Consider the following 26,667-nt stretch of genomic DNA (forward strand, 5'->3'; position numbering starts at 1 on the left):
CTTTGACCGCTGGGACCGCTGAGGCCGCTGAGGCCGCTGAGGCCTCCGGTGCCGGGGGCGCCGCCGCACACTCGCGCCTCCGCACTGTTCCCTTCCTCTAGAACCTGTTCTATCTTGACGACCCGTCAGACATCAGCTCGTGAATGGTCAGCGGGAGGCCGGGACAGTGGACTTCACCTTCACCGAGGAACAGCAGGCGGCAGTCGAGGCGGCCAGGGCGGTCTTCTCCGACGTCGCACCCGACCGCGCGCCCAGCCCTGCCCTGACCCCGGGCGCGGTGGCGGAGGACATCGACCGACAGCTGTGGAACGAGTTGGCGCGAACGGACCTGCTCGGTCTCACGCTGTCGCCGGACCACGGAGGCGCGGGCCTCGACCCGATCGCGCTCTGCCTGGTCCTGCGGGAGTCGGCGAAAGTGCTGGCCAGGGTCCCGTTGCTGGAGAGCTGTGCGGTCGCGATGGCGGTCCAGCGGTACGGCGGGAGCACCCTCGCGGCGGAGTTGCTGCCCCCGGCCGGCCGGGGTGAACTGATCCTGACCGTCGGCGCCAACGGACGCAGCGGTCACGATCCCGCCGAACTCGCCGTCACCGCACGGCCTTACGGGGAGAGCGGAGAGAGCGGGACGTCCGCAGGGGACTCCGGCTGGGTGCTCGACGGGGTGCAGTCCGCGGTTCCCTGGGCCCAGGCGGCCGACTGGATCGCCATCCCCGCGCACACCGCCGGGGGGCGGCCGGTCCTGGCCCTCGTGCCCCGTACCCGCGACGGCGTCGCCTTGGCGGACCAGGTCTCCACCAGCGGTGAGCGCCTGGCCGAGGTCCGGCTCGACGGTGTGCGGGTGACGGGCCGCGAGCTGATCGACGCGCCGGGCTGCTGGGAGTGGCTGCGGTCCCTGCTCACCACGGGAACCTGCGCGCTCGCACTCGGGCTGGGCGAGCAGGTGCTCGCGATGACCGCCGAATACACCGGCAAACGCGAGCAGTTCGGATTCCCGGTCGCCACGTTCCAGGCGGTGGCCGTCCAGGCGGCCGACCGGTACATCGACCTGCGGGCGATGGAGGCGACACTCTGGCAGGCCGCCTGGCGGATCTCGGCCGACGCCGGGGGGCCGCTGCCCACGGCGGGCGATGTCGCCGTGGCGAAGATCTGGGCCTCCGACGGCGTCCGTCGCGTCGTGCAGACCGCACAGCACCTGCACGGCGGCTTCGGCGCGGACACCGACTACCCACTGCACCGCTTCCACGCCTGGGCGAAGCAGATCGAGCTCTCTCTCGGCCCGGCCGCGGCCCATGAGGAGGCCTTGGGCGACCTGCTGGCCGCCCACCCGCTCAGCTGACCCGACAGCACCGACAACCCCTGCCGGCCCCGAGCCCGGCCCGCCCGGCGGGGGATCGGCGGTGCTCAGCGGACGAGACCCGCCGAGCACGGGCTTCAGAGGACGAAGGCGGGCGTCCCGTTGTCCGTGACCATCGGGCGTCCGGCCCCGTCCCAGGCCTGCATGCCACCGTCGATGTTCACCGCGTCGATGCCCTGCTGGACCAGGTACTGGGTGACCTGGGCCGAACGGCCGCCGACCCGGCACATCACATGCACGCGCCGACCGTCCTCGGCGGACTCGGTCAGCTCGCCGAACCGGCCCACGAAGTCGCTCATCGGGATGTGCAGCGCACCCTCGACGTGACCGGCCGCCCACTCGTCGTTCTCACGGACGTCCAGGACGAAGCCGTCCGACGGCACCGCCGCGGCGTCCACCGAGGGCAGCGGGGCGAAATTCATGGGTCATGCCTTCTCTCGTGCGATCTTGGGCCTCGTACATACGCGGCGGAGTCACCCGGAACGCTACTGCACCATCCCCGCGAGCTCGGCCTCGCGACGGGACACCTCGCCCAGCAGTTGCTCCGCGATGTCCTCCAGCAGCTGGTCCGGGTCGTCCGGGGCCATCCTGAGCATCGAGCCGATCGCGCCGTCCTCCAACTCCTTGGCGAGCACCGTCAGCAGCTCCTTGCGCCGGCTCAGCCACTCCAGTCGGGCGTAGAGCTCCTCGCTCTCGCTCAGCGGGGTCAGGGACTGCACCGGGCCGGCCGCCCACTCCGCCACGAGTTCTTTGAGGAGGTCGACGTCGCCGCGCCCGTAGGCGGCGTTCACCCGGGCGATGAACTCGTCCCGGCGCTGCCGTTCCGGCTCGTCCTGGGCAAGGTCCGGGTGTGCCTTGCGGGCCAGCTCCCGGTAGAGCTTGCGGGCCTCCTCGCTCGGCCTGACCCGCTTCGGCGGCCGGACCGGCTGTTCGGTGAGCATCGCCGCGGCCTCGGGGGACAGCCCATCGGTGTCCATCCAGCCGTGGAACAGCTCGTCGACCCCGGGCATCGGCATGACGTTCGCCCGCGCCTCCCGCGCCTTGCGCTCGTCCTCCGGATCCTTGGTCCTGGCGGCCCGCGCCTCCGCGATCAGCGCGTCCAGCTCGTCGAGACGGGTGTACATCGGGCCGAGCTTCTGGTGATGCAGCCGGGAGAAGTTCTCGACCTCCACCCGGAAGGTCTCCACCGCGATCTCGAACTCGATCAACGCCTGCTCGGCGACCTGCACCGCCCTGGCCAGCCGTGCCTCGGGGCGCGGCACGGCACCCTCGGGGCCGTTGGACTCCCCGGCAGCGGCAGCCGCGGCGCCGGAAGCGTCCGGCGTCTCCGGAGCGTCCTGCACCCCCGGGGCATTCCCCGCTTCAGGAGCGGGGCGGGGCGCGTCCGGCCGGTCGTTGTCCTGCTGGTCTTCATCGTTCCGGGTGGTCGGCACCCCGGCGGCTTCGTGGGTCACCCGTCCAGCGTATGGCCAGGGCCCGGGCCGCGGCACACACGGTGGACCCCGGCCCGGGCCCCACCGCCTCACGGAGCCGTCATATCCCGAACTCGGCGGCCAGCCTGCCCGCATTGATCGCCCGCACCAGCTCGGCGTGATCGGCTTCCGTACGGTCGGCGTACGTCACCGCGAAGGCGGCCACCGCCTCGTCGAGTTCGTCGTTCTTGCCGCAGTAGCCCGCCAGCAGGCGGGGGTCGGCGCTGTGAGCGTGCGCCCGCGCGAGCAACGCGCCGGTCATCCGCCCGTAGTCGTCCACCTGGTCGGCGGCGAGCGCGGCGGGGTCCACGCTGCCCTTGCGGTTCCGGAACTGCCGGACCTGGAACTGCCTGCCGTCGATGTCCGCCCAGCCGAGCAGGATGTCGCTGACGACCTGCATCCGCTTCTGCCCGAGCACCACCCGGCGGCCCTCGTGCGCCACCTCCGGCACGTCGAAACCGACCGCGGGCAGATAGGGGGCGAGCACCGAAGGGCGTGCCTCCTTCACCTGGAGGACCAGCGGCTCACCCCGGTGATCGAGCAGCAGCACCACGTACGACCGGGTACCCACACTGCCGGTGCCGACCACCCGGAACGCGACGTCGTGGATCGTGTACCGGGCCAGCAGCGGCATCCGGTCCTCGGAGACGGTGGAGAGATAGCCCCCCAGCCCGGCGGCGACTACCGCGGCCTCGGCGTCCGGCACCCGGCGCAGCACGGGCCGGGCGTCGACGAAGCGCCGGCCGCCGTCGGGGCACTCCTCGGTGGAGCGGGCGGCGAAGCGGGCGCTGGTGTTGTTGCGGGCCTTCTCCGAGACCCGCTCCAGGGTGCCGACCAAGTCACGCGCGTCCGTGTGCGAGACGAGCTCCTCGTCCGCGATCGCGTTCCAGGCGTCGAGGGCGGGCAGCCGGGCCAGCAGCCGCATCGTGCGCCGGTAGGCGCCGACGGCGTCGTGCGCGCCCCGGCGGCAGGTGTCCTCGTCGGCACCGGCGGCCCGGCCCGCGAGCACCAGGGAGGTGGCGAGCCGCTTGAGGTCCCACTCCCACGGCCCGAAGACGGTCTCGTCGAAGTCGTTCAGATCGATGACCAGGCTGCCCCGGGCATCGCCGTAGAGGCCGAAGTTGGCCGCGTGCGCGTCGCCGCAGAGCTGGGCGCCCACCCCGGTGACCGGGCTGCCCGTCAGATCGTGGGCCATCAGCCCGGCCGCACCGCGCAGGAAGGCGAACGGTGTCGCCGCCATCCGGCCCACCCGTATCGGCGTCAGGCCCGGCACGCGGCCCCGGTTCGACTCCTCGACCGCCCGCACGGCGTCCGGCCGTCCTGGCGGCAGGACCAACGAGGCGTGCGAGGACCGCGGCACCCGGTCGCGGAGGGCCTTGCCCGCCGTCTTGGGTGAACTCGCGGCACCACGCCGGGCGAACCCGGGCACGACCGGAATGCGCGGATCCCCTCCCGCGGTCGCCGCGGTTCCCGTCGTTCCCGCAGTCCGACGCTCGGACATCGTCACCTCGGTTCCGCTCATGGAGCGTCGCCTCCCCCACCCTCGTACCGCTTCCGGCTGCCCGGCCGTCGAACCGGTCAGCGGCCCTGTCCTCCAGCGACCGAGCACGACGCTACCGCCGATGCCCGGCACCCGCCGGACCCGTGGACGGATGCCGGGGCGGGCCCGGTGGACGACAGTGCTGCTCCCGGGGCCGCCGGCGGGGACGAGGTCGGCAGCCGGTCCCGGAGCCGGCCGCGTCGTCCCGCGTCAGACAGGTGTCCGCCCACCGCCCCAGCAGGTAAACAGCCGTTCGGCGAACGCCGAACGGGCCGCGGAGGCTACAGGAGCACCGCGACCCTGCCATATAATGATCTTGCCCAATCGGACGTTTCACGTGAAACACAGCACGCCCCGAGCAGATCGCGTGAGACACAACATGCCCGAGCAGATCAGGCGACGCCCCCTCCGGCCGCCACGCCCGCACCTGCGGGCTCCTCGTCGCCCTCGTCGCCGGTCTCCCCGGCCCGCGGACCACGGCCGGATCCACCGCCCCGCATACCTGGCCCGCCCGATCGGGAGTCCGAGTCGGTCGCGGGATCGGAAGCCGCGCCCTTGGCCTCCGCGGCGATCCTGGCCTCCTGCTCCTCACGCTCCGTCTTCTCGCGCGCCTGGGCCGCCAGATCCACCCGGCCCTCCGGTTTGATGTGGGCGATGACGCCGGGGTGAGCGATCGACGGCAGGATGTGGCGCCACATCTCCGCCACCTGCTCGCGCAGATCGGCCCGACCGGAATCAGCCTCCGAGACCAGCTGAATACCGGTGAACGAAGCGACGATGATTTTGGCTGACACCATCGGGTCGATCTGCGGGAACACCTCACCGCGTTCCTGGCCCAGCTCCAGCATCCGGGCCGTAGCGTCGATCCAGTCGCCCCACGGATGCGGTCCGCCGAGGAAGACACCCTCGATGGAGAGCCTGGTACCGGCCCGGGCCATCGAGTTGTGGCGCAGAGCGAAAGCGAACTGCTGGCCACCGTCAACCAGGGACTGAAGCGGCGACCCCTCCTGCTCGAACTCGACCGTGGAGGTCTGCTCGTCCATGATCGCCTGTGCGATGGCCTCCTTGGAGGCGAAGTGGAAGTACAGGGCCCCCTTGGTGACCTTGGCGCGGCGGAGAATCTCCGAGATGGCGGCACGCTCGTAGCCGTAGTCGTCGAAGACACTCGCCGCGGCCTCCACGATCGACCGCCACGTCTGGACTGCGCGAGCCTGCTTCGCCATTTCCTGCCTCCGGGACGTTCTGTGCGCTCAGCCCTTCACCGCCGAGTCGCCGTCGATCCAACCTCTACGGCCAGCGTATGCAAGTGCGCCGGTGCACCGGCCATCAGTCTGTCCGGAAACCGTGCCCACACCCGGTGGATCACCGCCCACGGGCACCCGCTGCCGCCTTCTCCTCACCCGCCTTTCCGTACCCCGCACGTCCTTCAAGAACACGGACCGACGGGAACACGGAGAGGGAGGAACACCGCGGACAGCAGGCATCGAACCACGGAACAACGGCAGAACCCCCGCTCCGGATCTCTTCGAAGCGGGGGTTCTGCCGAACCAAACCCGACAGTCGCGAACGACTGAGAATATGCGAGGGAACTCAGCTGTCCGCATACGGCTGAGTTCCCTCAGGCTACATGGGAGCGCGACCCCGGCTACCGGATCGTCGGTCTCAGCGGTGGTGCTCGGCCAGGCCGCGCGCCCAGGCCCCGTCGTCCGGAAGCACCGGGGTCGACCGGACCAGGGCGGGGCTTCGAGGACCGTGTTCCCCACGTACGTCATGGCGGCTGCGTCGATCACGTCCGCGGTGGCGGCGATCGCGGCACGCGTGTCGTCGTCCCGTGCCGACACGTGATTCGCCGACGTGGTCGAGGTGAGGGCCGGGGAGGAGCGTGTCCGCCGACGCGAGCCGGTGGAGCGCGGTGAGGAAGTCCGCCGGCTGTCGCGCGATGGAGCGGGGCTGGGGCGCTCCCGGACGTATCGGTGGTGTCCACCTCGAGGGAACCGGCGGGATCGAGCAGAGCGAGGGGCGGATGCGCCCACTGCGGGAACTGTTCGGCAAGCAGGCGTTCGGCAACACCCGCGCCGACGGTGGGGAGAGAGGGAGAACGGGAGAAGGGGAGAGAGCGGCGGCAGCGGCTTCCGCGTCGAACATCTGCACGCTCTACCGGCCCCCTGCGCCTGGCGGCGCAGTTACCGCCCCGACCAGCGGGGGGAATGCGAAAATGGTCGGCATCGTGATCACGATGCCGACCATTTCGTCGGTGCTACCAGGACACCTTCTTCGATGCCCATCGTGCGCGAGGGGGGATTTGAACCCCCACGTCCCTAAGGACACTGGCACCTGAAGCCAGCGCGTCTGCCGTTCCGCCACTCGCGCATGAGTGGTGTTTCCAGACTCTCTCACCGTGTGGTGCGAGCGCCTGGCGACATTCGGAAGATTAGCACGCTGAACAGGGTGGATTCACATCCGTTGTTTCGCCGGCCCCGGCAGGGGAACCGAGAACCCCGAACCATCGCCCCACTCCTCCAGAGTGCCTCCCGAGTGCGGGACACTGTGAGGAGGCCACCTCTACGATCCATGTGAGGGGTGACACTCATCCACAGGCCAGACAAGGGGAACCAGCCGATTTCCCGACGCGTGGATACGATCAGTAAGCAGTACAGGGACGATGACACCGGAGGAGGTGCCCCATGGGGGTCATGAAGCGTTTCGAGCAGCGCCTCGAGGGGATGGTCAACGGCACCTTCGCCAAGGTCTTCAAGTCCGAGGTGCAGCCCGTCGAGATCGCCGGCGCCCTCCAGCGCGAGTGCGACAACAACGCGACGATCTGGAACCGCGAGCGGACCGTCGTCCCCAACGACTTCATCGTCGAGCTCAGCACACCGGACTACGAGCGGCTCAGCCCGTACTCCGGTCAGCTGGGCGACGAGCTCTCCGGCCTGGTGCGCGACTACGCCAAACAGCAGCGCTACACCTTCATGGGACCGATCAAGGTCCACCTGGAGAAGGCCGACGACCTCGACACCGGGCTCTACCGGGTCCGCAGCCGCACTCTGGCGTCGAGTTCGTCACAGCAGGACCCGTCGGCACCGCCCCAGCAGCCCGCGGCCGGGCGGCCCGCCGCCCCGCAGGCTCCCGGCGGCTACGGCTACCCTCCGAGCGCCGCTCCGCCGATGCCCGCGGCCCCGCCGCCCGGCGCCGGACGGCCCTCGGCCCCCACGAACGACCGGCGCCCGCCGGCCACGCCCGGCCCCCCGCCGGACGCCCGGACCAGGCGCTGGATCGAGATCAACGGCACCCGCCACCAGATCTCCCGCCCGACGTTGGTGATGGGACGTTCCACCGACGCCGACGTGCGGATCGACGACCCCGGCGTATCACGTCGGCACTGTGAGATCCGGACCGGAACGCCCTCGACGATCCAGGATCTCGGGTCTACCAACGGCATCGTGGTAGACGGGCAGCACACCACCCGCGCTACGCTCCGCGACGGCTCGCGGATCGTCGTGGGCAGCACCACCATCGTTTACCGGCAAGCCGAAGGGTGAAGCGGGGGCAATGTCAGAGCTGACCCTTACGGTCATGCGGCTAGGTTTCCTGGCTGTTCTGTGGCTGTTCGTCATCGTGGCCGTTCAGGTCATTCGCAGCGACCTGTTCGGAACGCGCGTCACGCAGCGCGGCTCACGCCGCACTGCCGCCGACGCGCGCCCCCAACAGGGCCGCCAACAACAACAAACGGCGCCGCCCCAGCAGCGCCAACAGCCCGGGCGGCAGCGCCGCGGGGCGCCCACCAAGCTGGTCGTGTCCGAAGGCACGCTCACGGGCACCACGGTCGCGCTCCAGGGCCAGACCATCACCCTGGGCCGGGCCCACGATTCAACGATCGTGCTGGACGACGACTACGCGTCCAGCAGGCATGCCAGGATCTACCCGGACCGTGACGGTCAGTGGATCGTCGAGGACCTCGGGTCCACCAACGGCACGTATCTGGAACGGACCCGGCTCACCACCCCGACACCAGTTCCGCTGGGCGCGCCGATCCGTATCGGCAAGACCGTCATCGAGCTGCGGAAGTAGTACGACAATGAGCGAGCGGAGCGAGCGAGCCGTGGCGGTCCCGACGGCGGACGCTGCCCGGTTCCCGACCGGAGGGTGGGCAGTGTGGCTCGAGACAGGCTGTACCCCGAGCCGACGGGCGAGGTGCGCATGAGTCTGTCGCTGCGCTTCGCCGCCGGGTCGCACAAGGGCATGATCCGGGAGGGCAACGAGGACTCCGGCTATGCCGGTCCCCGGCTCCTCGCCATCGCCGACGGCATGGGCGGTCAGGCGGCCGGTGAGGTCGCCAGCTCCGAGGTGATCTCCACGCTCGTCCCCCTCGACGACGACGTACCGGGATCCGATCTCCTGACCTCGCTCGGCACGGCCGTGCAGCAGGCCAACGACCAGCTGCGCGTCATGGTCGAGGAAGATCCCCAGCTGGAGGGCATGGGCACCACGCTCACCGCTCTGCTCTGGACCGGTCAGCGCCTCGGCCTGGTGCACGTCGGCGACTCCCGCGCGTACCTGCTGCGAGACGGCGTCCTGACGCAGATCACCCAGGACCACACCTGGGTGCAGCGCCTCGTCGACGAGGGCCGGATCACCGAGGAAGAGGCGACCACCCACCCGCAGCGCTCCCTGCTGATGCGGGCGCTGGGCAGCGGCGACCATGTCGAACCGGACCTCTCCATTCGTGAAGTCCGTGCCGGGGACCGCTATTTGATCTGCTCGGACGGCCTCTCCGGCGTTGTCTCGCACCAGACGATGGAAGAGACCCTCGCCAGCTATCAGGGCCCGCAGGAGACCATCCAGGACCTGATCCAGCTCGCTCTGCGCGGCGGTGGCCCGGACAACATCACCTGCATCGTGGCCGACGTCCTGGACGTCGACAGCAACGACACCCTGGCCGGGCAGCTCAACGACACCCCGGTCGTCGTCGGCGCGGTCGCGGAGAACCAGGCCCAGCTGGGCGACGGCGGGGCCATGCAGACGCCCGCCGGCCGCGCGGCCGGCCTCGGCCGCCCCGTGCCCCCGCCGGCCGGCGGCTTCGGTCCGCCCGGCAGCGGCGACGTCGGCTACGGGGGCATGCCGGACGGCTCCTACGACGCCTACACGGACGAGGACTTCACCAAGCCGGGCGGCGGCCGTACATGGCTCAAGCGTTCCGTCTTCATCGTGCTCGCACTGGCCGTGATCGGCGGCGGTCTGTACGGCGGCTACCGCTGGACGCAGACGCAGTACTACGTCGGCGCGCAGAACGAGAACGTCGCACTGTTCCAGGGCATCAGCCAGGACCTCGCCTGGGTCTCGCTCTCGAAGGTCGAGAAGAACCACACCGAGATCGAGCTCAAGTACCTGCCGCCGTACCAGCGCAAGCAGGTCGAGGCGACGATCGCCGAGGGCAGCATCGCCGACGCCCGCGAGAAGGTCGCCGAGCTCGCCGCCCAGGCCTCCGCCTGCAAGAAGGACGCGCAGCGCCGCGCGGCCGACGCCGAGAACCGGACCCGTACGGGCGAGGGCGAGGCCGGCGGCACCGCCGGAACCCCCGCCACCAGGACTTCCGCCATGTCCTCCGCCAAGGGGACCAAGCCGACCACCGCTCCCACTCCCGGCCCCAGCCTCTCGGAGGAAGAGAAGAAGCTGGTCCCGCAGTGCGGTAAGCAGTAAGCCGTAGGGGGCCTTCAGCACCATGAGCGTTGTCACCAACACGACCACCATCGGCGCGATCGACGCACCGAGCCGCCGCAACACCGAGCTGGCACTCGTCGTCTTCGCCGTCGCCATCTCGGTGTTCGCCTATGCCAACGTGGGCCTCGCCCTCAACGGCGAACTGCCCGCGGGCATGCTCGGCTACGGAGCGGGGCTCGCCCTGCTCGGCGGCGTCGGCCACCTCGCGGTCCGCAGGTTCGCGCGGTACGCGGACCCCCTGCTCCTGCCCCTGGCCACCCTGCTCAACGGGCTGGGCCTGGCGCTGATCTGGCGGCTGGACCAGTCCGAACGCTTCCAGGCCCTGGACACTTTCGTTCCCGCGGCCTCGAAGCAACTGCTCTTCTCCGCCATCGGAGTGGGGATGCTGGTCGCGGTCCTGGTCATTCTCAAGGATCACCGCATCCTGCAGCGCTACACGTACATCTCCATGGTCGTGGCGCTGTTCCTGCTGATCCTGCCGATGTTCTTCCCCGCCGTGAACGGCGCCAAGATCTGGATCAAGATCCCGGGAGTCGGAACGCTCCAGCCCGGCGAGTTCGCCAAGATCATCATCACCGTGTTCTTCGCGGGCTACCTGATGGTCAAGCGGGACGCACTGGCCCTGGCCAGTCGCCGGTTCATGGGCCTGTACCTCCCCCGCGGCCGTGACCTGGGACCGATCCTGATGGTCTGGGCGTTCTCGATCCTGATCCTGGTCTTCGAGACCGACCTCGGTTCCTCGCTGCTCTTCTTCGGCATGTTCGTCGTGATGCTGTACGTCGCCACCGAGCGCACCAGCTGGATCGTCTTCGGTCTGCTGATGTCCGGTATCGGCGCGGTCGGCGTCGCCACGTTCGAACCGCACGTCCAGGAGCGCATCACGGCCTGGCTCGACCCGTTCGCGGGCTGGGGCAAGCTGAACGCCAGCGAGCAGATGGCGAAGTCCCTGATGGCCTTCGGCTCCGGCGGCACCCTCGGGACCGGGCTCGGGCAGGGCAACTCCGACCTGATCGGCTTCGCCGCCAACTCCGACTTCATCCTCGCCACGGTCGGCGAGGAGCTCGGGCTCGCCGGGATGATGGCCGTGCTCCTCGTCTACGGCCTGATCGTCGAGCGCGGAGTGCGCACCGCGCTGGCGGCCCGCGACCCGTTCGGCAAGCTGCTCGCGATCGGTCTCTCCGGCTCGTTCGCCATCCAGGTGTTCGTCGTCGCCGGCGGTGTGATGGGCCTCATCCCGCTCACCGGTATGACGATGCCGTTCCTGGCGGCCGGCGGTTCCTCCGTGCTCGCCAACTGGGCGCTGATCGCCATCCTGATCAGAATCAGCGACACCGCCCGCCGCCCGGCCCCGGCTCCCTCACCGTCCACCGACGCGGAGATGACCCAGGTGGTCCGACCATGAACAAGCCCCTGCGCCGGATCGCGATCTTCTGCGGCATCCTCGTCCTCTCGCTCCTCATCCGGGACAACTGGCTCCAGTACGTCCGGGCCGACGAGCTGAACAGCCACAAGTACAACCGCCGTGTCGAGATCGAGCGGTACGCCCACGAGCGCGGCGACATCATCGTCGACGGCAAGGCCATCACCGGCTCCACCGAGACCGAGGACAGCGACTTCACGTACAAGCGGGTCTGGAAGAACGGGCCCCTGTGGGCCCCCGTCACCGGCTACTCCTCGCAGGCCTTCGACTCCTCGCAGCTGGAGAACCTGGAGGACGGCATCCTCACCGGCAACGACGACCAGCTGTTCTTCGATCGGACGCTGTCGATGTTCACCGGCGACAAGAAGCGCGGCGGCAACATCGTCACCACGCTGAACGGCGATGCCCAGAAGGCCGCCTTCGAGGGGCTCGGCGACAAGAAGGGCGCGGTGGTCGCCCTCGACCCGAAGAGCGGCGCCATCCTCGCCCTCGCCAGCACCCCGTCCTACGACCCCTCGATCTTCGCCGGCAACTCCCTCAAGGACTCGGACAACCGGCAGAAGCTCCTGAAGGACAAGGACAAGCCGATGCTCAACCGGGCATTGCGCGAGACCTACCCCCCGGGCTCCACCTTCAAGGTCGTCACCGCCGCCGCCGCCCTGGAGAACGGGCTCTACGACGACATCGACGCCAAGACCGACTCCCCGCTGCCCTGGACGCTGCCGCAGTCCACCACCCCGCTCCAGAACGAGGGCAACATCCCCTGCGAGGACGCCACGCTGCGCGAGGCCCTGCGGGTGTCGTGCAACACCGTCTTCGGGAAGATGAGCGACGACCTCGGCAACAAGAAGATGATCGAGCAGACGGACAAGTTCGGCTTCAACAAGGAAGTCTTCACGCCCGTCCGCGCCGACGCGAGCATCTTCCCCGAGGACAACAGGCCGCAGAACGCGATGGCCGGCATCGGCCAGGCGTCCAACCGGACCACCCCGCTCCAGATGGCCATGGTGGCCTCCGCGATCGCCAACGACGGCAAACTGATGCAGCCGTACATGGTCGCCGAGCGGCAGGCGCCCAACCTGGACCCGGTCTACACCCACGAGCCCGAAGAGCTCAGCCGCGCGCTCTCCGGTGAGAACGCCCAGAAGATCCAGCAGATGATGGAGACCGTCGTCAAGGACGGTACGGGAACCAACGCGCGGATCCCCGGCGTCACCGTGGGCGGAAAGACCGGTACGGCACAGCACGGTCTGAACAACAGCGAGAAGCCGTACGCCTGGTTCATCTCGTACGCGAAGAGCGACAACGGCTCACCGGTCGCCGTCGCCGTCGTGGTCGAGGACGGCAACGCCAACCGGGACGACATCTCCGGTGGCGGGCTGGCCGCCCCCATCGCGCGCGACGTGATGAAGGCGGTCATCGACAGCAGGAAGTGAGACCTGTCACGGCGACCGCCCGTCATACCGGACATCGGATACCGGTCGGATATCGGCTGACGGGTGCGGGCTGATCACGTCACCCGTGCCCGGTAGCGTATGCGCGAACAGCGCACCGCCGCGGACCACACACGGGTGCGGTCGGGACTGACGGAGAGGGCTGGAACAGATGGAAGAGCCGCGTCGCCTCGGCGGCCGGTACGAGCTGGGCTCGGTGCTCGGCCGTGGTGGCATGGCCGAGGTCTACCTCGCGCACGACACCCGGCTCGGCCGCACCGTAGCTGTGAAGACGCTCCGGGCCGATCTGGCCCGTGACCCGTCGTTCCAGGCCCGGTTCCGCCGTGAGGCCCAGTCGGCCGCCTCGCTCAACCACCCCGCGATCGTCGCCGTGTACGACACCGGCGAGGACTACGTCGACGGGGTCTCCATCCCGTACATCGTGATGGAGTACGTCGACGGGTCGACGCTGAGGGAGCTCCTGCACTCCGGTCGCAGACTGCTCCCCGAGCGCACGCTGGAGATGACGGTCGGCATCCTCCAGGCCCTGGAGTACTCGCACCGCGCCCAGATCGTCCACCGCGACATCAAACCGGCGAACGTCATGCTGACCCGCACCGGACAGGTCAAGGTCATGGACTTCGGCATCGCCCGCGCCATGGGCGACTCCGGGATGACGATGACGCAGACCGCCGCGGTCATCGGCACCGCCCAATACCTCTCCCCGGAGCAGGCCAAGGGCGAGCAGGTCGACGCTCGCTCCGACCTGTACTCCACCGGCTGCCTGCTGTACGAGCTGCTCGCGGTCCGGCCTCCGTTCGTCGGGGACTCGCCGGTCGCGGTGGCCTACCAGCACGTGCGGGAAGAACCGCAGCCGCCGAGCAACTTCGACCCCGAGATCACGCCCGAGATGGACGCGATCGTTTTGAAGGCGCTCACCAAGGACCCGGACTACCGCTACCAGTCCGCCGACGAGATGCGTGCCGACATCGAGGCCTGCCTCGACGGCCGACCGGTCGCGGCCACAGCGGCGATGGGCGCCGCGGGGTACGGGGGCTACGACGGTTACCACACCGACCAGCCCACCGCCGCCCTGCACCCGACCGACCCGAACAACGCGCAGACCTCGATGCTGCCCCCGGTCAACCCGGACGACGGCGGCTACGGCTACGACGACCGCGCGGGCCGCCGGCGCCAGCAGAAGAAGAGCAGCACCTCGACGATCCTGCTGGTCGTCGCGGGCATCCTGGTGCTGATCGGCGCGATCCTGATCGGCCGGGTGATCTTCTCCCCGACCAGCGACGACGGCCAGATCAAGGCCCCGAACCTGGTGGGCTCCACGGTGCAGGAAGCGAAGAAACTCGCGGCCAGAACCGACGTCACGATGAAGGTCGGCACCGAGGAGCCGTGCGAGGAGCAGGAGAAGGGCGAGATCTGCTCGCAGGATCCGGCGGCCGACGCCCTGATGGACAAGGACGGCACCGTCATGGTCGTCGTCTCCGCCGGAGCACCGAAGATCGAGATCCCCAACGTCCTGGAGAAGTCCGAGGACGGCGCCCGTGAGGAGCTGGAGAAGAAGGGCTTCACGGTCAACGTCACCACGGAGGAGTCCGAGAAGACCGAGGGCACCGTGGTCGAGCAGGACCCCAAGGGCGGCGAGAAAGCCGAGGACGGGGCGGAGATCACCATCACGGTGGCCGTGCAGGCCACTCTCGACCTGCCGGACATGCGGACCCGGACGTACGAGGCGGCGGAGCAGCAACTGCGCGGCATCGGGTTCACCAACGTCTCACGGGCCGAAGTGGATTCGGAGAAGCCGGCCGGAGAGGTGATCGAACAGACCCCCACCGGCCCGAGCAAGCAGGGCAAGGACGTGCAGATCGTCCTGAAGGTCTCCAAGGGTCCGGCGCAGCCGGAGCAGGTCCAGATCCCCGGTGACATCGGCAACCGGCCGTACCAGGACGTCAAGGGCCAGCTCGAAGGGCTCGGCTTCGTGGTGGCGCTCTCCCAGGGCTCGGTCGACAAGCCGAACGCCAAGGTGATCACGAGCAGCCCGGCGCCGACCACCCAGGCGGACAAGGGAAGCACCGTCACCCTCGTGACCATCGAGGGCGGCGGGGACGGCGGAGGGGGCCTCTTCGGAGGTATCGGCGACGACTGAACCACAGCACACCTCGCCCGTGCATAAGGGAAGGCCCCGGTCACCATGATGGTGACCGGGGCCTTCCCTTGTGCACGGGCGCGAGCGGCTGTTTCTCGGCGGCTCAGCGCAGCTCGGCCGGGATCGTGCGGTCCTTGTCGACCTTCTCCGTGCGCTCCAGCTCGCCCCACACGATGTACCGGTACTTCGAGGTGTAGACCGGGGTGCAGGTCGTCAACGTGATGTAGCGGCCCGGCTCGTCGACGCCCGACTCCTCCGGGACCGGCTGGATCACGTCGACGTTGAACTTCGACGTCTCGGGGAGCGTCTTGTAGACCTTGTAGACGTACCAGGTGTCCTTGGTCTCGAAGACGACCGGGTCACCGTTCTTCAGCTTGTGGATGTTGTGGAACTTCGCGCCGTGCCCGTCGCGGTGCGCGGCCAGCGTGAAGTTGCCCTCGTCGTCCCAGGGGAGGCCCGACTCGACCGGGTCCGTGTAGTAGCCCGCGATGCCGTTGTTCAGGGTCTCGGGGTCGGTGCCCTTCTTGACCAGCACCTCGCCGTTCTTCATGGCGGGCACGTGCAGGAAGCCGATGCCGTCCTTGGTGTCCAGGGCGCCCGGTCCGTCAGCCCACTTGCTGCGGACCGTGTCGCCCTGCTTGTCGGCCTCGCGGTCGGCGAGCACGTTGGTCCACCACAGTGAGTACGCGACGAACAGCGCGAGCACCAGGCCCGCGGTGATCAGCAGCTCGCCGAAGACGCTGACGGCCGTCGCGACGGGGTGGCGGCCTCGCCGACGTACCGGGGGCGGGGACGTGGACGGGAACGTTTCGGCCCGCTCGTCGTGCTCGGTCCTCGCTGCCACCGCACCGTCCCTGTCGTGAGGATGTTCAGCCGACGAGCGCGTCGGGCTTTCCCTGGCTGCGCGGCCGTTCGTCGACCATCTTGCCCCAGACGATCAGCCGGTAGGTACTCGTGAATTCCGGGGTGCAGGTCGTCATCGTGAGGTACCGGCCCGGGCCCTCGAACCCGGAGCCAACCGGTACCGGCTCGATCACCGAGATGTTGGACGGCGCGGTCTGCGGGAGGACACTGGCCATCTCGTACGTGTAGTACGTGTCCTGCGTCTCGATCACGATCGGGTCGCCGGGGTTGAGCTTGTTGATGTAGCGGAACGGCTCGCCGTGGGTGTTGCGGTGGCCGGCCACGGAGAAGTTGCCCTGCTTGTCGGAGGGCATCGCCGTCTTGAGTCTGCCCTCGCCGTAATGGCCGATCATCCCCCGGTCGAGCACCTTCTCCTTGTCGATGCCCTCGGCGATCGGGGCGACGACGTCCAGCTTGGGGATGTGCATGATCGCGAAGCCCTGGCCGGGTGCGAACACCCCGGGCTTCCGGTCGCCGTTGGCCCACTCGTCCTGGATCCGGTTCGCCTCATTGCCGGCGATCTGCTCGGCCCGGATGTTGGTCCACCAGAGCTGGTAGGTGACGAACAGCAGCATGAGGACGCCCAGCGAGATGAACGCCTCGCCGACCACCCGGCTGGCGACGACCGCCGGGCTGTCCTTGGCCGCCTTCGCCGCACGCCGGGCCTCCATCCGGGACATCGGGGCGGCCTGGGCGGCGACCGGTTCCGGGCGCCGACGGCCACGCCCCTTGGCCGCCCGGCGCCGCTCGGCCCGCCCGCCGGAGGGAGGCGGACCGAGGTGGGAAACGGGCTCGGGCTCGGCCGGAATGCGGCTGATGACTTCGGTGCGGGGCTCGACAGGCCCCCCGACGACAGCGGCGATGACTTCGGTGCGCGGTTCGGCGGGGAGCTCCGGGGCCGGGGCCCGCTCCTCGGCCGGAGCTATTCGCGCAGACGGCTCCTGGGGCCCGTACCAGTCACGTTGGTACCCGGCGGGGTCGTACCACTCGTTCGGGTCTTCCTGGGGCCGCTGAGGCCCTTGGTGGGGCGCGTGACCGGCCTCGTGCGACGACGCCGCCGTCGGTACGTGCCCGAGCACCGGCTCCGGTACGTGTCCGGGCATCGGCTCCGGCACGGATTCCGGCGCTACGGGACCTGGTGCGGACTCCGGGCCGGACTCCGGGCCGGGACCGTCCGTTCCCGGCCGGCCCGGGATGTTGTCCGCCCGGAACCACGGCGAGGCGTGACCGCCGGGCAGCGGATCGTTGAGCGGATCCGCGAGGCCGTCCACCGCCGCCACGAACGCGCCGTCGGCCCCGTACGCCCCTTGCGCGTAAGGGCCCTCCGGTTCGGCGTCGGGCCCGGGGCGGCCTGCGGTCACGCGGCGGCCTTGCCCACCACCGGCGCGAGCCCCGCCGACCGCGCGACGGCCCCCTGGTCTCCGCACTGCTCCAGCCAGTTGGCGAGCATCAGGTGGCCGTACTCGGTAAGGACCGACTCGGGGTGGAACTGCACGCCCTCCACCGCCCGGTCCCGGTGGCGCAGCCCCATGATGGTGCCGTCCGCCGTGCGGGCGGTGACCTCCAGCTCCGGGGGCAGCGCGCCGGGTTCGGCGGCGAGCGAGTGATAGCGCGTCGCGGTGAAGGGGGACGGCAGTCCGGCGAAGACGCCCTTGCCCTCGTGGGTCACGGGGGAGGTCTTGCCGTGGAGCAGTTCGGGTGCCCGGTCGACGACCCCGCCGTACGCGACCGCCATCGACTGCATCCCCAGGCAGACGCCGAAGACCGGGACGCCGGTGTCCGCGCAGTGGCGCACCATCTCGACGCAGACACCGGCCTGCTCGGGTGTGCCGGGACCCGGCGAGAGCAGGACGCCGTCGAAGCCGTCCTGCGCGTGGGCGGGCGTCACCTCGTCGTTGCGCAGCACCTCGCACTCGGCGCCGAGCTGGTAGAGGTACTGGACGAGGTTGAAGACGAAGCTGTCGTAGTTGTCCACGACGAGGACGCGTGCGCTCACTGGTCAGCTCCTGCTCCACCGGCGCTCTCGCCGTCGACGGTCACATCACCGAACGGAAGCAGCGGCTCCGCCCAGGGGAACACGTACTGGAACAGCGCGTAGACGACCGCCAGAACCAGCACGAGCGAGATGACACCCCGCACCCATGCGTTGCCCGGCAGATGCCGCCAGATCCAGCCGTACATGCTGACCCCTCCATTCGGTACCCGCACCAGACTAGAGGGCCGTGGCCGAGGAGGGGGGCAGCTGTGGAAAAGCCCGGGTCAGCCGGAAAGCCCGGGCGGCCTTCCGTCGCTCACCGGCCGCGTGGCGTCCAGATGCGCCCAGGCGATCAGCCGGTGGCTGCTTCCCCATTCCGGCTCGCACGTGGTGAGCGTCAGATAGCGTCCGGCATCCTGGAACCCGGAGCCGCGGGGCACCGGGTCGACGACGGCGGTGTCGGTGGGCACGGTCCGGTACGGCTTCTTCGCGATGCGGTACGTGAACCAGGTCGCGCCGTCGTTCACGACCACCGCGTCCCCGGCCCGCAGCTTCGGGAAGTCCTTGAAGGGGTCGCCGTACGTCCGCCGGTGGCCGGCCACCGCGAAGTTGCCCGTGTCACCGGGGCGGGCTGTTCCGCTGTAGTGCCCGAGCCCCTTCTGGAGGGTTCTGACCGCGGTGTTCTCCAGGACAGGCCACTCCCAGTCGGCGCCGAAGCGGGGAATGTGCATCATCGCGAAGGGTTTTCCCGCTCGGTACGGGTCCGGGTCCGCCGAAGGGGGCGTCCTCGCGGAGGCGGGCGGCGGGGCCGGCGTCACGGGCTCCCGGGCCCACTGGCTCTGGAGGGTGTCGATCTCGCCCTCGGCCGCGTCGGCCGCTTTCACACCCGTCCAGAACAGGAAGTAGACGACGAAGAGGATGATCAGCGCACCCACGGTGACGCAGAGCTCACTGAAGGTTCTGACGACGAGTCGCACCGACACCGGACGGCCTCCCCGGGGCTCAGCTCGGGCTCACTCCGCGGGCTGTGCGTAGTGGAGATCCACTGTGCCCGAGTACCCGGGAAGAGTCACCGCCTCGTTCTCGTCGACTTTCCAGCCCAGCCCGTACGCCTTCACGTAGAGCAGGTAGTTCTGGATCGCGGTGGAGTCGTTGAGCACCTGCTTGAGCCTGCCCGGGTCGCCGACCGCGGTGACCTTGTACGGCGGGGAGTAGACGCGGCCCTGGAGGATCAGCGTGTTGCCCACACAGCGGACGGCGCTGGTGGAGATCAGTCGCTGGTCCATCACCTGGATTCCGCGCGCCCCGCCCTGCCACAGCGCGTTCACCACGGCCTGCAGGTCCTGCTGGTGGATGACCAGGTCGTTGGGCTGGGGTTCGGGGTAGCCGGGGTTCGCGGTGGCGTCGGGAGGTGCGTCGTCGAGCGTCACGCTGACGGAGTCGCCGGTGATCTTCGTGGTGCCGGCCGCTTTCTCGAGGGCCTTCAGCCGGGCGTCCTCGGCCTTGGTGGAACCGTCGTCACGCTGGGCGAGGGCGTCGATGTCCGCGCGGGCGCCGGCGACCGAATCGTTCAGCTCTCCGTTCTTCTCGCTGCGCTCCCTGATCAGGTCGGAGAGCTTCAGCAGGGAGGAGTCGCTGCGCAGATTGGTGCCCTTGGCGGTGTTGGCGCTGGTGACGAAGATCAGCCCGGCCAGGGCGAAAACCGCAGCGGTGAGGCCCCGGACCGCCCACGCGGAGGTGCGCCGGACCGGGCCTTCTGGGGAGTCGGCAGAATTGCTCAACGTACCCTTATCTCATCAGGCGCCAGGGAAGCACTACGCTAACGGACGCTCGGGGGAGGCATCATTCCCCCTGGCATCCCGCCCCCGGCGCCCGCCACAGATCTCTGCGCGGTCACGCAGCGCATCGACAGGAGAGTCCCTCGTGCCGAAGTCACGTATCCGCAAGAAGGCCGACTTCACGCCGCCCCCGGCGAAGCAGGCAACGACCATCAAGCTGACCAACCGCAGTTGGGTCGCTCCGGTGATGCTGGCCCTGTTCCTCATCGGGCTGGTCTGGATCGTGGTGTTCTACGTGACCGAAGGCAATTTGCCGGTCGACGCCCTGGGCAACTGGAACATCGTGGTCGGCTTCGGCTTCATCGCCGGCGGTTTCGCCGTGTCGACGCAGTGGAAGTGACGGTCCTCCTCCGCTGACGCCGCGGCGGCGATCGGCTCACCCCGTATCCGCTCGTCCCGTATCCGCTCAGCACTCCCCAGCGCAAGCCTTGCCCTGAGTTACCCACAGAGTTATCCACAGTCGGGGGAAAAGGTCAGACGATCTGTGGATAACCTCGACTCGGGTTGACGCCGGTATGACTGCAGCCCCCCTCGGCGAGGGGGGCTGCACCCCGTTGTTCTGCCGGAAGAACCCAGCTCAGCGACAAGGGGAACGAATGTTCCTCCTGCCATGCACAAGATTCCGCGCACACTGTGGACAACTTCGATCGACCTGGGCGTGGAAGGCCCCGTTCCGCTCCGGATCCGGCCCTGGGCCGGGCTCAGGTGAGGGACATCGTGCGGGCGACGATGATCCCGACGCTCGCCAGCAGGACGAGCCCGCAGGCACCGGCCTGCACCGCCGTCCGCCGCTCGCGCGGCGCGTGGACCATGCCGAAGGCGATGACGACGCCCGCGATCAGACCGCCGACGTGTGCCTCCCAGGCGATGCCGTCACGGTTGAAGTAGGTGAAGGCCAGGTTCAGCGCCAGCAGCACCAGCACCGGACGCATGTCGTAGTTCATCCGGCGCATCAGGACGGCGGTCGCGCCGAACAGGCCGTAGACCGCACCGGACGCCCCGAGCGACTGCTGGCCGGGCGCGGCGAGCAGATACGTCAGAGCGCTGCCCGCGAGGCCCGACAGCAGATACAGCGCGAGATAGCGGGTCCGGCCGAGCGCGGCCTCCAACTGTCCGCCGAGCCACCACAGCCCCAGCATGTTGAACGCGATGTGCACCACTTCCTGGTGCAGGAACATCGAGGTCACCAAGCGGTACCACTGGCCCTCGGCGACGCCCGTGGCGGGAACCAGCATCGGTGCCGGGTCCCACCGCCCGAGCAGCGTCAGGTCGTTCACCAGCGCGGGACGGACGGAGACCAGCAGGAAGACGGCCAGATTGATGCCGAGCAGGATCTTGGTGACCAGACGCGGGTCGGCGGCCACCGCACCGCCCGCCAGCGTGCGCGGCCGGGCCGCGGCCGGGTGGTGCCCGGTACCCGAGCCCTGGCGTACGCAGTCGGGGCACTGGAATCCGACCGAGGCGCTGACCATGCACTCGGGGCAGATGGGCCGCTCGCAGCGCGTACAGCTGATGCCGGTCTCGCGGTCGGGGTGGCGGTAGCAGGTCGGCGTCGGCACACCGCTTCCCGCGGCGCCGCGGTCCCCCGGCGGCTGCTGGTCCATCGGTCCTGGCCTGCCTTTCGGTCCTCGTCGCTCGGCGGCGCGAACAGGGCCGCCCCGCTGGTCCGCTATGTATCAGTACGGACGGGCAGGGCGGTTGGTTCCCGCGAGGGGTATCCGGCGAGGCCCCCGGGAAGCGAACGTCAGCGGGTCTCGACGACCACCGACTCGATCACCACGTCCCGCAACGGACGGTCGGTGCGCGGATTGGTCGGGGTGGCCGCGATGGCGTCGACGACCTTGCGGCCCGCCTCACCGGACACCTCGCCGAAGATGGTGTGCTTGCCGGTCAGCCAGGCGGTGGGGGACACGGTCAGGAAGAACTGCGAGCCGTTCGTCCCCGGGCCCGCGTTCGCCATCGCCAGCAGATACGGCTGGGTGAAGCCCAGCTCCGGGTGGAACTCGTCGGCGAACTTGTAGCCGGGGCCGCCGGTGCCGTTGCCCAGTGGATCGCCGCCCTGGATCATGAAACCGCTGATGACGCGGTGGAAGACGGTGCCGTCGTACAACCGATCCGTGGATTTCTCGCCGGTCTCCGGGTTGACCCACTCGCGCTGCCCAGTGGCCAGCTCGACGAAGTTCCGGACCGTCTTGGGGGCGTGGTTCGGCAGGAGCCGGATCTCGATGTCGCCCTGATTGGTCTTCAAGGTGGCGTAAAGCTGCTCGGCCACGGTCTGCCTTCCTTCGTCCTTCGCCTGACGTCACATCCTTCGCTGACGTCCGCCGATCCTCCCACGGACCGGGAAATGTGCGGCCGGATGCCGGACGAAACGGCGCGTTCACCACCGAACCGTGGCATTGTCGTCGGCACACTTCACAGGAACCGTTTTGGCCGCAAGCAGCGATCATGACCCGGATGCCCGTCCCGCATGCCGGGCATGGACGCAGCAGGCATGATTTCGAACTGGGCGGACAGGCGGAGTACCTACCCGCCACCAAGGAGGAGGATCTCGTGACCCGCATCGACAGCGTGCGCGCCGCAACCGACTCGGCGAAGGACAGCGCGCAGCACGCCGCGGAAGTGGTGGCGCCCTACGCCGACACGGCCAAGAAGCAAGCGGCCCACTACGCACACGAGGCTCGCGCACAACTGGCGCCGAAGGTGACGAAGGCGGCCCAGCAGGCCCGTGTCCAGTACGCGTCCCATCTCGCACCGCGCCTCGAACAGGCCCGTACGCACGTGCCGCCCAAGGTCGACGAGGCCGCGCAACGCGCCGCGGTCTCCACCCGTAGGGCCGCACGGAGCGCCGCCGACTACACCGCCCCCCGCGTCGAGCACGTCCGGTCGGTGGCCCTGCCCGTCGCCGAGCAGGCTTCCGCCCGCAGCGCGGCCGCCCTGGCGGCACTGCGCACCCAGGTGACGGCCAAGGAGATCCAGAAGCTGGCCAGGAAGCACCAGCGGCGGGCCAAGGCGGGACGGGCCGCGAAGGGGTTCCTGGTACTGGGCGCCCTGGCCGGCGGCGCCTATGCCGCCTGGCGCTGGTGGGACAAGCAGGCCAACCCGGACTGGCTGGTCGAGCCGCCCGTCGCCACCGAGGTGGGCGACGAGCGGTCGCCGCTCAGTTCGGTCGACGGCAGCGGCCGGGCCGACCTCGACCCGGAGGTCAAGGCCAAGCAGGCCGAGGCCGAGTCGGGCGCGGGCGACACCCCCGGCCTCGACGACCGGCCCTGACCCCGGCCGGCACGGGGCGCCCCGTGCGTACCCCCTGACAGAACGAACGCGGCTGCGGTAACCGCCCGGGCGGTTACCGCAGCCGCGTTCGTTCTGTCGCCCCGCTCCGCCGTAGGACGGCGTCGGGGCTCCGCCCCCCGGCGACTACCGGCTCACGGCGAAGCGCATCAGGGCCTGCTCGTCGCCCTGCTTGATCTTCCCGGTCTCGTTGATCACCTGGAGCTTCCAGCCGGCGCCCTCGCGGATCGCCTTGGCCACGGCGACGCCGTTGTCCTGGGTGAGCATGCTCGGCCAGATGTCCGCGACCTGCTGCGTGCTGCCGCCCGTCGCGTCGTACACCTTGAAGCTGATGTTGCGCGCGTTGCTGAAGGCGCTGCGCTTCTTGTACGCGGCAGCGATGAAGACGACCGCCGTGATGTTCGAAGGGATCTTGGAGAACTCGACGGTGACCGTCTCGTCGTCACCGTCACCGTGCCCGGTCTGGTTGTCCCCGCTGTGCACCAGCGATCCGTTGCCCAGCGGGTCCAGGGAGTCCAGACCTGCCAGCCGCACCGGGTCCTCGCCCTGCAGCGCGATGGCGATCAGGTCGAGGTCCGTGCCGGCCTTCTGCCGGATCTTCCCCATCAGACCGCCGCTGCTCCCGACGGTGGGGTCCCAGGACGCCCCGATGGACAGATGGGTCACCCCACCCAGGTCGGCCGGGCCGTCTTCCTTCGTCAACGTGATCATGCCTGAGTCCTTTTGTGGCTCGACTGTTTACGTATGAAGTGTGCCTGGTGCCTCCGGCGCTCGGTCCCCGGAGGAAGCGCGCCGGATCCGGATCGTACGAGATCGGGGCCCGGCAGGCGGCCGGGCGCCCGGCGGTCCGTCGCTGCGGGAACAAGACGAGAAAGGCCCCCTGAGCCGCGTCACCGCAGTTCAGGCGGGTCTTGGGGATGTGGAGCCCAGGAGATTCGAACCCGAAACCATTACGCCGCTGACCTGCGGAAACGCCGGAGAACCAGACGCTACCCCTGCTTCAACCCTCCTGCGTCCTGCTCCATCTGCCTCGATCCGGCCCCCGTGTTGACACGTCGACACGGGCTGAAGAGGCGTTGCGAGAGCAACGTCTGGAGCCGCGTTTCGCCACCCGGGCGGGGAATGTCACGGCGGAGCCGAACCGGCTGGTTCGGCGACGAAGTCGGACGACGCGCTGCGGCGGAGTGTCCTGCCCCGGGACGCGCCGCGCCCGCCGTGCGGGAGTGCACGGCGGGCGCGGGTCGCACAGATTGCGCGGGATACGCGTTCAGGATCCGACGCTCCACTGGCCTACGGTTGGCCGGCGCGTCAGCGCTTCGCGGTCGTCGGCTGGTTCACGTCGGCCCACCTGCTCAGCTTCTCGACGATCTCCTGCTGTTCCGCCGGGGTGAGGCTTCCGATCCCGCCCCTGGGCTGAGGGCTGAGATAGACCTTCGAGTCCTTGCTGCCCTGGCCGACCCGGAAGCCCTCGACGCTCCGGAGGGAGTCCTTCGTGTAGATGTAGATCATCTCGGAGGATTCCTTGCGGACCCAGTTGTCGATGTCCGCCATCGCCCCGCTGTCGAACTTCATCGGGATGCCGCGGTCGACGAAGGTGCGCGGTGTGTCGATGCCCGGGTAGCGCAGCAGGTCGTCCAGGTGGGGGGTGCTGATCGTGGGCCAGCCTGTCTGGGTCCCGGACAGGTAGCGGGCGTGCTGGTGGAAGCGCAGGTCCTTGTCTCCCCAGAGGAAGGGAGGGCTCGCCCAGCGGAGTTCGTTCCACATCTCCGCTGTGGTGGCCGATTCCAGGGGCACGTGGGTGCAGGGCCGCGCTCTCCCGGACCCCCAGAAATTCTCTTGGTAGTTCTTGATCGCGAGTTCGTAGGCACGGTCGACCGAGCCGACCAGTTCGAAGGTCTCGCCGTCCGTCCGGGCTTGCTTGCTGAAGATCTCGCCCAGCGCGTCCCGGCGTACCAGCGCCTCGCGCTGGAAGGACTTCACCCGGTCCCGGCACTCGGCAGTCCCCACTTGGGCGAAGTACTTGTCGTACGCCGAATCGTCGTCGTTCCGCGCGTCGTTCCGGCCGCCCCAGACATAGGTTCCCCGCACGTCCGCGGGGTAGAAACGGCGGTGGTACGTCGCGACCTGAGCCGCCTCATCACCCATACCGGCGGAGAGCCATTTCTTGCCGTAGATCCCCTTGATCGCCTCCGTCACGCGGTGCAGATCGGTGGCCATCTGCCAGATGTTCAGATGCGCCAGGTCCTTGGGATCCAGTTGTTTGTCGCCCAGGAAGCGCTGCTCGACCATGACGTTGTTCGTGAGGAACATGATGCCCGGGGGCAGCTGGTTGGAGTGGTGCTGGGTGGGGAGGAGCACCGTGGGAAGGTTCTCGTCCCTGTGCACCACGGTGGCCACCTGTTGGAAGGTGCCCGCCGCCCGGTTGCGGTGGTCCTTGGGCTGCTCGAACGTGACCTCGTACACCCGCATGTCGAAGTGGTCGCTGTTGGTGACCTCCTTGGAGGCGGTCACCCCCGGAAGCGCGGCAAGGCGTGCGTTGATGTCCGTGATGGGATCTCCGGGTGCGGCCACAGCCGGACCGCCGACAAAACTCGCGGTACCGAAAATCACGACGAGCGACAATAACCAACTCAGGGCGCTACGCATTCAATCTCCTTACGGGAAACAGAAAGCTCACGGCATAACTTAACTGAGCGTATCCATGATCGCCATACCCTGATGCCGTAAGTAACTACCGCTTCCGCTCCGGGGTGTTCAAATGCCGAGCAGCTCGACCGTATTTCACGCGGCCCTTACTGCGTATCTACGTGAATTCATTCACGAATCCTGCCGGACCGGATCAAACCCGTTGCACGAAAAGGCGCGGCGGGCAAGGGTTGCACGGGTGTCCGCGTCATGACGGAGTCCGCGAGCGCCCTTCACAGGGTGCGCATGGCTGGAGTGTCGATCATGTTCATGCCGTCCGGTGTTCTCCGTGGCAGCCGTCGGCGCCGCCTGGCCATGGGGGCGATCCTCACGGTGTTCCTGGCTCTGGCAGGCACGGCGCTCAGTGCCACGGCAGTGAGCAGTTCCGACCGCACTCGGTCGTTGATCGGCCTCGGCTCGGCCGCGGTTTCGGTGTACGCGGTCGCCTGGTGGTGCGCCCGCTACTGGTACGCGGCCTTCCGTGAGGGACGGTCCTCCCAGCCCGCTCCCGAGCCCCACCCGCGGCCCTGGCTACTGCCTCCGCTCGTTGTCGGTGGGGCCTTCGCCGTCACCGGATCCGGTGCCGTACAGGACGGGAAGACCGCAGCGGCGGCTTTCAGCCTGGTGTTCGCCGCCTTACTGCTCCTTCCCTCAGCAGCCCTCCTCGTCGTGGCGATGTACACCCTGAGAGAGAGGCGCTCCGGCGCTCCGGGGACGACGGGCACCGGGCAGAACGCCTCCGGGAACACGCCGCGACGGCCGCATCGGGCCTGGGGCCCGATCGACTGACCGCACAGCACTCACACCCAGCTCGTAATCCATCCGGTACGCCGGGATCTCGCGCACTTCTTGTGGTGAGCAGCTCGGGAGTGGGCTT

At 69.3% G+C, this 26,667-nt stretch carries 24 protein-coding genes and 1 tRNA gene; 10 read left to right on the forward strand and 15 right to left on the reverse strand.

Translation table 11 applies throughout. The annotated features are described in order from the left end of the window. Positions 1–166: 166 nt before the first annotated feature. Positions 167–1,333, forward strand: a complete 1,167-nt coding sequence (locus ACZ60Q_RS07625) for an acyl-CoA dehydrogenase family protein (protein ID WP_469631231.1) — start codon at positions 167–169, stop codon at positions 1,331–1,333. Positions 1,334–1,428: 95 nt separating this feature from the next. Here the strand turns inward: ACZ60Q_RS07625 and ACZ60Q_RS07630 are convergent, their stop codons facing one another. From ACZ60Q_RS07630 to ACZ60Q_RS07650, 5 genes are all read right to left on the reverse strand, one after another. Further along, on the reverse strand, positions 1,429–1,773 hold the full coding sequence (locus ACZ60Q_RS07630; RefSeq protein WP_215105740.1) for a rhodanese-like domain-containing protein: 345 nt from the start codon (positions 1,771–1,773) through the stop codon (positions 1,429–1,431). 63 nt (positions 1,774–1,836) lie between these two features. Continuing rightward, on the reverse strand, positions 1,837–2,805 hold the full coding sequence (locus ACZ60Q_RS07635) for a J domain-containing protein (RefSeq protein ID WP_469629874.1): 969 nt from the start codon (positions 2,803–2,805) through the stop codon (positions 1,837–1,839). Between the two features lie 79 nt (positions 2,806–2,884). After that, complete coding sequence (locus tag ACZ60Q_RS07640) at positions 2,885–4,345, reverse strand: DUF2252 domain-containing protein (protein ID WP_469629876.1); 1,461 nt, start codon at positions 4,343–4,345, stop codon at positions 2,885–2,887. Positions 4,346–4,755: 410 nt separating this feature from the next. Then, positions 4,756–5,586 carry a ScbR family autoregulator-binding transcription factor gene (locus ACZ60Q_RS07645; RefSeq protein WP_469629879.1) on the reverse strand — a complete coding sequence of 277 codons (831 nt, stop codon included), beginning with the start codon at positions 5,584–5,586 and terminating at the stop codon, positions 4,756–4,758. 1,064 nt (positions 5,587–6,650) lie between these two features. Further along, positions 6,651–6,733 (reverse strand) — tRNA-Leu (locus ACZ60Q_RS07650). Between the two features lie 314 nt (positions 6,734–7,047). Here ACZ60Q_RS07650 and ACZ60Q_RS07655 point away from each other — a divergent pair. From ACZ60Q_RS07655 to pknB, 6 genes are all read left to right on the forward strand, one after another. Further along, entirely contained in the window at positions 7,048–7,905 is an 858-nt protein-coding gene (locus ACZ60Q_RS07655) for an FhaA domain-containing protein (protein ID WP_469629882.1), read from the forward strand. A 10-nt stretch (positions 7,906–7,915) separates the two neighbouring features. Beyond that, positions 7,916–8,434: an FHA domain-containing protein FhaB/FipA gene (locus tag ACZ60Q_RS07660; protein WP_469629884.1), complete on the forward strand. Its 519-nt coding sequence runs from the start codon at positions 7,916–7,918 to the stop codon at positions 8,432–8,434. A 129-nt stretch (positions 8,435–8,563) separates the two neighbouring features. After that, a complete protein-coding gene (locus tag ACZ60Q_RS07665; RefSeq protein WP_469631234.1) occupies positions 8,564–10,063 on the forward strand; it encodes a PP2C family protein-serine/threonine phosphatase in 1,500 nt (499 codons plus the stop codon). Positions 10,064–10,085: 22 nt separating this feature from the next. Continuing rightward, complete coding sequence (locus tag ACZ60Q_RS07670) at positions 10,086–11,486, forward strand: FtsW/RodA/SpoVE family cell cycle protein (protein WP_469629887.1); 1,401 nt, start codon at positions 10,086–10,088, stop codon at positions 11,484–11,486. Next, a complete protein-coding gene (locus ACZ60Q_RS07675; protein ID WP_469629889.1) occupies positions 11,483–12,940 on the forward strand; it encodes a peptidoglycan D,D-transpeptidase FtsI family protein in 1,458 nt (485 codons plus the stop codon). Before ACZ60Q_RS07670 ends, ACZ60Q_RS07675 begins: the two co-directional genes overlap by 4 nt. 169 nt (positions 12,941–13,109) lie before the next feature. Further along, the gene (gene pknB / locus ACZ60Q_RS07680; protein WP_469629892.1) at positions 13,110–15,098 is read left to right on the forward strand and encodes a Stk1 family PASTA domain-containing Ser/Thr kinase; all 1,989 of its coding nucleotides are present in this window, start codon (positions 13,110–13,112) and stop codon (positions 15,096–15,098) included. Between the two features lie 103 nt (positions 15,099–15,201). Here the strand turns inward: pknB and ACZ60Q_RS07685 are convergent, their stop codons facing one another. The 6 genes from ACZ60Q_RS07685 to ACZ60Q_RS07710 all read right to left on the reverse strand — a co-directional run bounded on the left by ACZ60Q_RS07685 (position 15,202) and on the right by ACZ60Q_RS07710 (position 19,757). Beyond that, the gene (locus ACZ60Q_RS07685; RefSeq protein WP_469629895.1) at positions 15,202–15,942 is read right to left on the reverse strand and encodes a class E sortase; all 741 of its coding nucleotides are present in this window, start codon (positions 15,940–15,942) and stop codon (positions 15,202–15,204) included. A gap of 25 nt (positions 15,943–15,967) precedes the next feature. Next, on the reverse strand, positions 15,968–17,362 hold the full coding sequence (locus ACZ60Q_RS07690) for a class E sortase (RefSeq protein ID WP_469629898.1): 1,395 nt from the start codon (positions 17,360–17,362) through the stop codon (positions 15,968–15,970). Beyond that, a complete protein-coding gene (locus ACZ60Q_RS07695) occupies positions 17,359–17,997 on the reverse strand; it encodes an aminodeoxychorismate/anthranilate synthase component II (RefSeq protein ID WP_469629901.1) in 639 nt (212 codons plus the stop codon). Before ACZ60Q_RS07695 ends, ACZ60Q_RS07690 begins: the two co-directional genes overlap by 4 nt. Continuing rightward, positions 17,994–18,182 carry a hypothetical protein gene (locus tag ACZ60Q_RS07700; RefSeq protein WP_003967905.1) on the reverse strand — a complete coding sequence of 63 codons (189 nt, stop codon included), beginning with the start codon at positions 18,180–18,182 and terminating at the stop codon, positions 17,994–17,996. The genes ACZ60Q_RS07695 and ACZ60Q_RS07700 overlap by 4 nt, the downstream gene beginning before the upstream one ends. A gap of 78 nt (positions 18,183–18,260) precedes the next feature. After that, positions 18,261–18,959, reverse strand: coding sequence for a class E sortase (locus tag ACZ60Q_RS07705; RefSeq protein ID WP_469629904.1), 699 nt, complete (start codon positions 18,957–18,959; stop codon positions 18,261–18,263). A gap of 30 nt (positions 18,960–18,989) precedes the next feature. Next, complete coding sequence (locus ACZ60Q_RS07710; RefSeq protein WP_469629907.1) at positions 18,990–19,757, reverse strand: DUF881 domain-containing protein; 768 nt, start codon at positions 19,755–19,757, stop codon at positions 18,990–18,992. Between the two features lie 142 nt (positions 19,758–19,899). Here ACZ60Q_RS07710 and crgA point away from each other — a divergent pair, with 142 nt between their 5' ends. Next, entirely contained in the window at positions 19,900–20,154 is a 255-nt protein-coding gene (crgA, locus tag ACZ60Q_RS07715; RefSeq protein ID WP_469629910.1) for a cell division protein CrgA, read from the forward strand. 361 nt (positions 20,155–20,515) lie between these two features. On the opposite strand, the gene ACZ60Q_RS07720 is transcribed toward crgA, so the two are convergent. Both ACZ60Q_RS07720 and ACZ60Q_RS07725 read right to left on the reverse strand, forming a co-directional pair. Then, positions 20,516–21,418 carry a rhomboid family intramembrane serine protease gene (locus ACZ60Q_RS07720; RefSeq protein WP_469629913.1) on the reverse strand — a complete coding sequence of 301 codons (903 nt, stop codon included), beginning with the start codon at positions 21,416–21,418 and terminating at the stop codon, positions 20,516–20,518. A 140-nt stretch (positions 21,419–21,558) separates the two neighbouring features. After that, on the reverse strand, positions 21,559–22,086 hold the full coding sequence (locus tag ACZ60Q_RS07725; RefSeq protein ID WP_265600590.1) for a peptidylprolyl isomerase: 528 nt from the start codon (positions 22,084–22,086) through the stop codon (positions 21,559–21,561). A gap of 281 nt (positions 22,087–22,367) precedes the next feature. On the opposite strand from ACZ60Q_RS07725, the gene ACZ60Q_RS07730 reads away from it, so the two are divergent. Continuing rightward, positions 22,368–23,087, forward strand: a complete 720-nt coding sequence (locus ACZ60Q_RS07730; protein WP_469631237.1) for a DUF5324 family protein — start codon at positions 22,368–22,370, stop codon at positions 23,085–23,087. Between the two features lie 144 nt (positions 23,088–23,231). On the opposite strand, the gene ACZ60Q_RS07735 is transcribed toward ACZ60Q_RS07730, so the two are convergent. After that, positions 23,232–23,816, reverse strand: coding sequence for a TerD family protein (locus ACZ60Q_RS07735; protein ID WP_469629916.1), 585 nt, complete (start codon positions 23,814–23,816; stop codon positions 23,232–23,234). 597 nt (positions 23,817–24,413) lie between these two features. Continuing rightward, positions 24,414–25,751: a hypothetical protein gene (locus tag ACZ60Q_RS07740; RefSeq protein ID WP_469629920.1), complete on the reverse strand. Its 1,338-nt coding sequence runs from the start codon at positions 25,749–25,751 to the stop codon at positions 24,414–24,416. 285 nt (positions 25,752–26,036) lie between these two features. Between ACZ60Q_RS07740 and ACZ60Q_RS07745 the strand changes: the two genes are divergently transcribed. After that, a complete protein-coding gene (locus ACZ60Q_RS07745) occupies positions 26,037–26,579 on the forward strand; it encodes a hypothetical protein (protein WP_469629923.1) in 543 nt (180 codons plus the stop codon). Positions 26,580–26,667 lie beyond the last annotated feature (88 nt).

The sequence above is a fragment of the Streptomyces sp. NPDC104313 genome (assembly GCF_055583985.1).

Bases quoted from the DNA above. Each gene is read 5' to 3' on its own strand.
- ACZ60Q_RS07700 (WP_003967905.1), bottom strand. From the start codon at position 18,182: ATGTACGGCTGGATCTGGCGGCATCTGCCGGGCAACGCATGGGTGCGG.
- ACZ60Q_RS07720 (WP_469629913.1), bottom strand. From the start codon at position 21,418: ATGGACCAGCAGCCGCCGGGGGACCGCGGCGCCGCGGGAAGCGGTGTG.
- ACZ60Q_RS07655 (WP_469629882.1), top strand. From the start codon at position 7,048: ATGGGGGTCATGAAGCGTTTCGAGCAGCGCCTCGAGGGGATGGTCAAC.
- ACZ60Q_RS07670 (WP_469629887.1), top strand. From the start codon at position 10,086: ATGAGCGTTGTCACCAACACGACCACCATCGGCGCGATCGACGCACCG.
- ACZ60Q_RS07745 (WP_469629923.1), top strand. From the start codon at position 26,037: ATGGCTGGAGTGTCGATCATGTTCATGCCGTCCGGTGTTCTCCGTGGC.
- ACZ60Q_RS07640 (WP_469629876.1), bottom strand. From the start codon at position 4,345: ATGAGCGGAACCGAGGTGACGATGTCCGAGCGTCGGACTGCGGGAACG.
- pknB (WP_469629892.1), top strand. From the start codon at position 13,110: ATGGAAGAGCCGCGTCGCCTCGGCGGCCGGTACGAGCTGGGCTCGGTG.
- ACZ60Q_RS07660 (WP_469629884.1), top strand. From the start codon at position 7,916: ATGTCAGAGCTGACCCTTACGGTCATGCGGCTAGGTTTCCTGGCTGTT.
- ACZ60Q_RS07735 (WP_469629916.1), bottom strand. From the start codon at position 23,816: ATGATCACGTTGACGAAGGAAGACGGCCCGGCCGACCTGGGTGGGGTG.
- ACZ60Q_RS07630 (WP_215105740.1), bottom strand. From the start codon at position 1,773: ATGAATTTCGCCCCGCTGCCCTCGGTGGACGCCGCGGCGGTGCCGTCG.
- ACZ60Q_RS07675 (WP_469629889.1), top strand. From the start codon at position 11,483: ATGAACAAGCCCCTGCGCCGGATCGCGATCTTCTGCGGCATCCTCGTC.
- ACZ60Q_RS07645 (WP_469629879.1), bottom strand. From the start codon at position 5,586: ATGGCGAAGCAGGCTCGCGCAGTCCAGACGTGGCGGTCGATCGTGGAG.
- ACZ60Q_RS07665 (WP_469631234.1), top strand. From the start codon at position 8,564: ATGAGTCTGTCGCTGCGCTTCGCCGCCGGGTCGCACAAGGGCATGATC.
- ACZ60Q_RS07740 (WP_469629920.1), bottom strand. From the start codon at position 25,751: ATGCGTAGCGCCCTGAGTTGGTTATTGTCGCTCGTCGTGATTTTCGGT.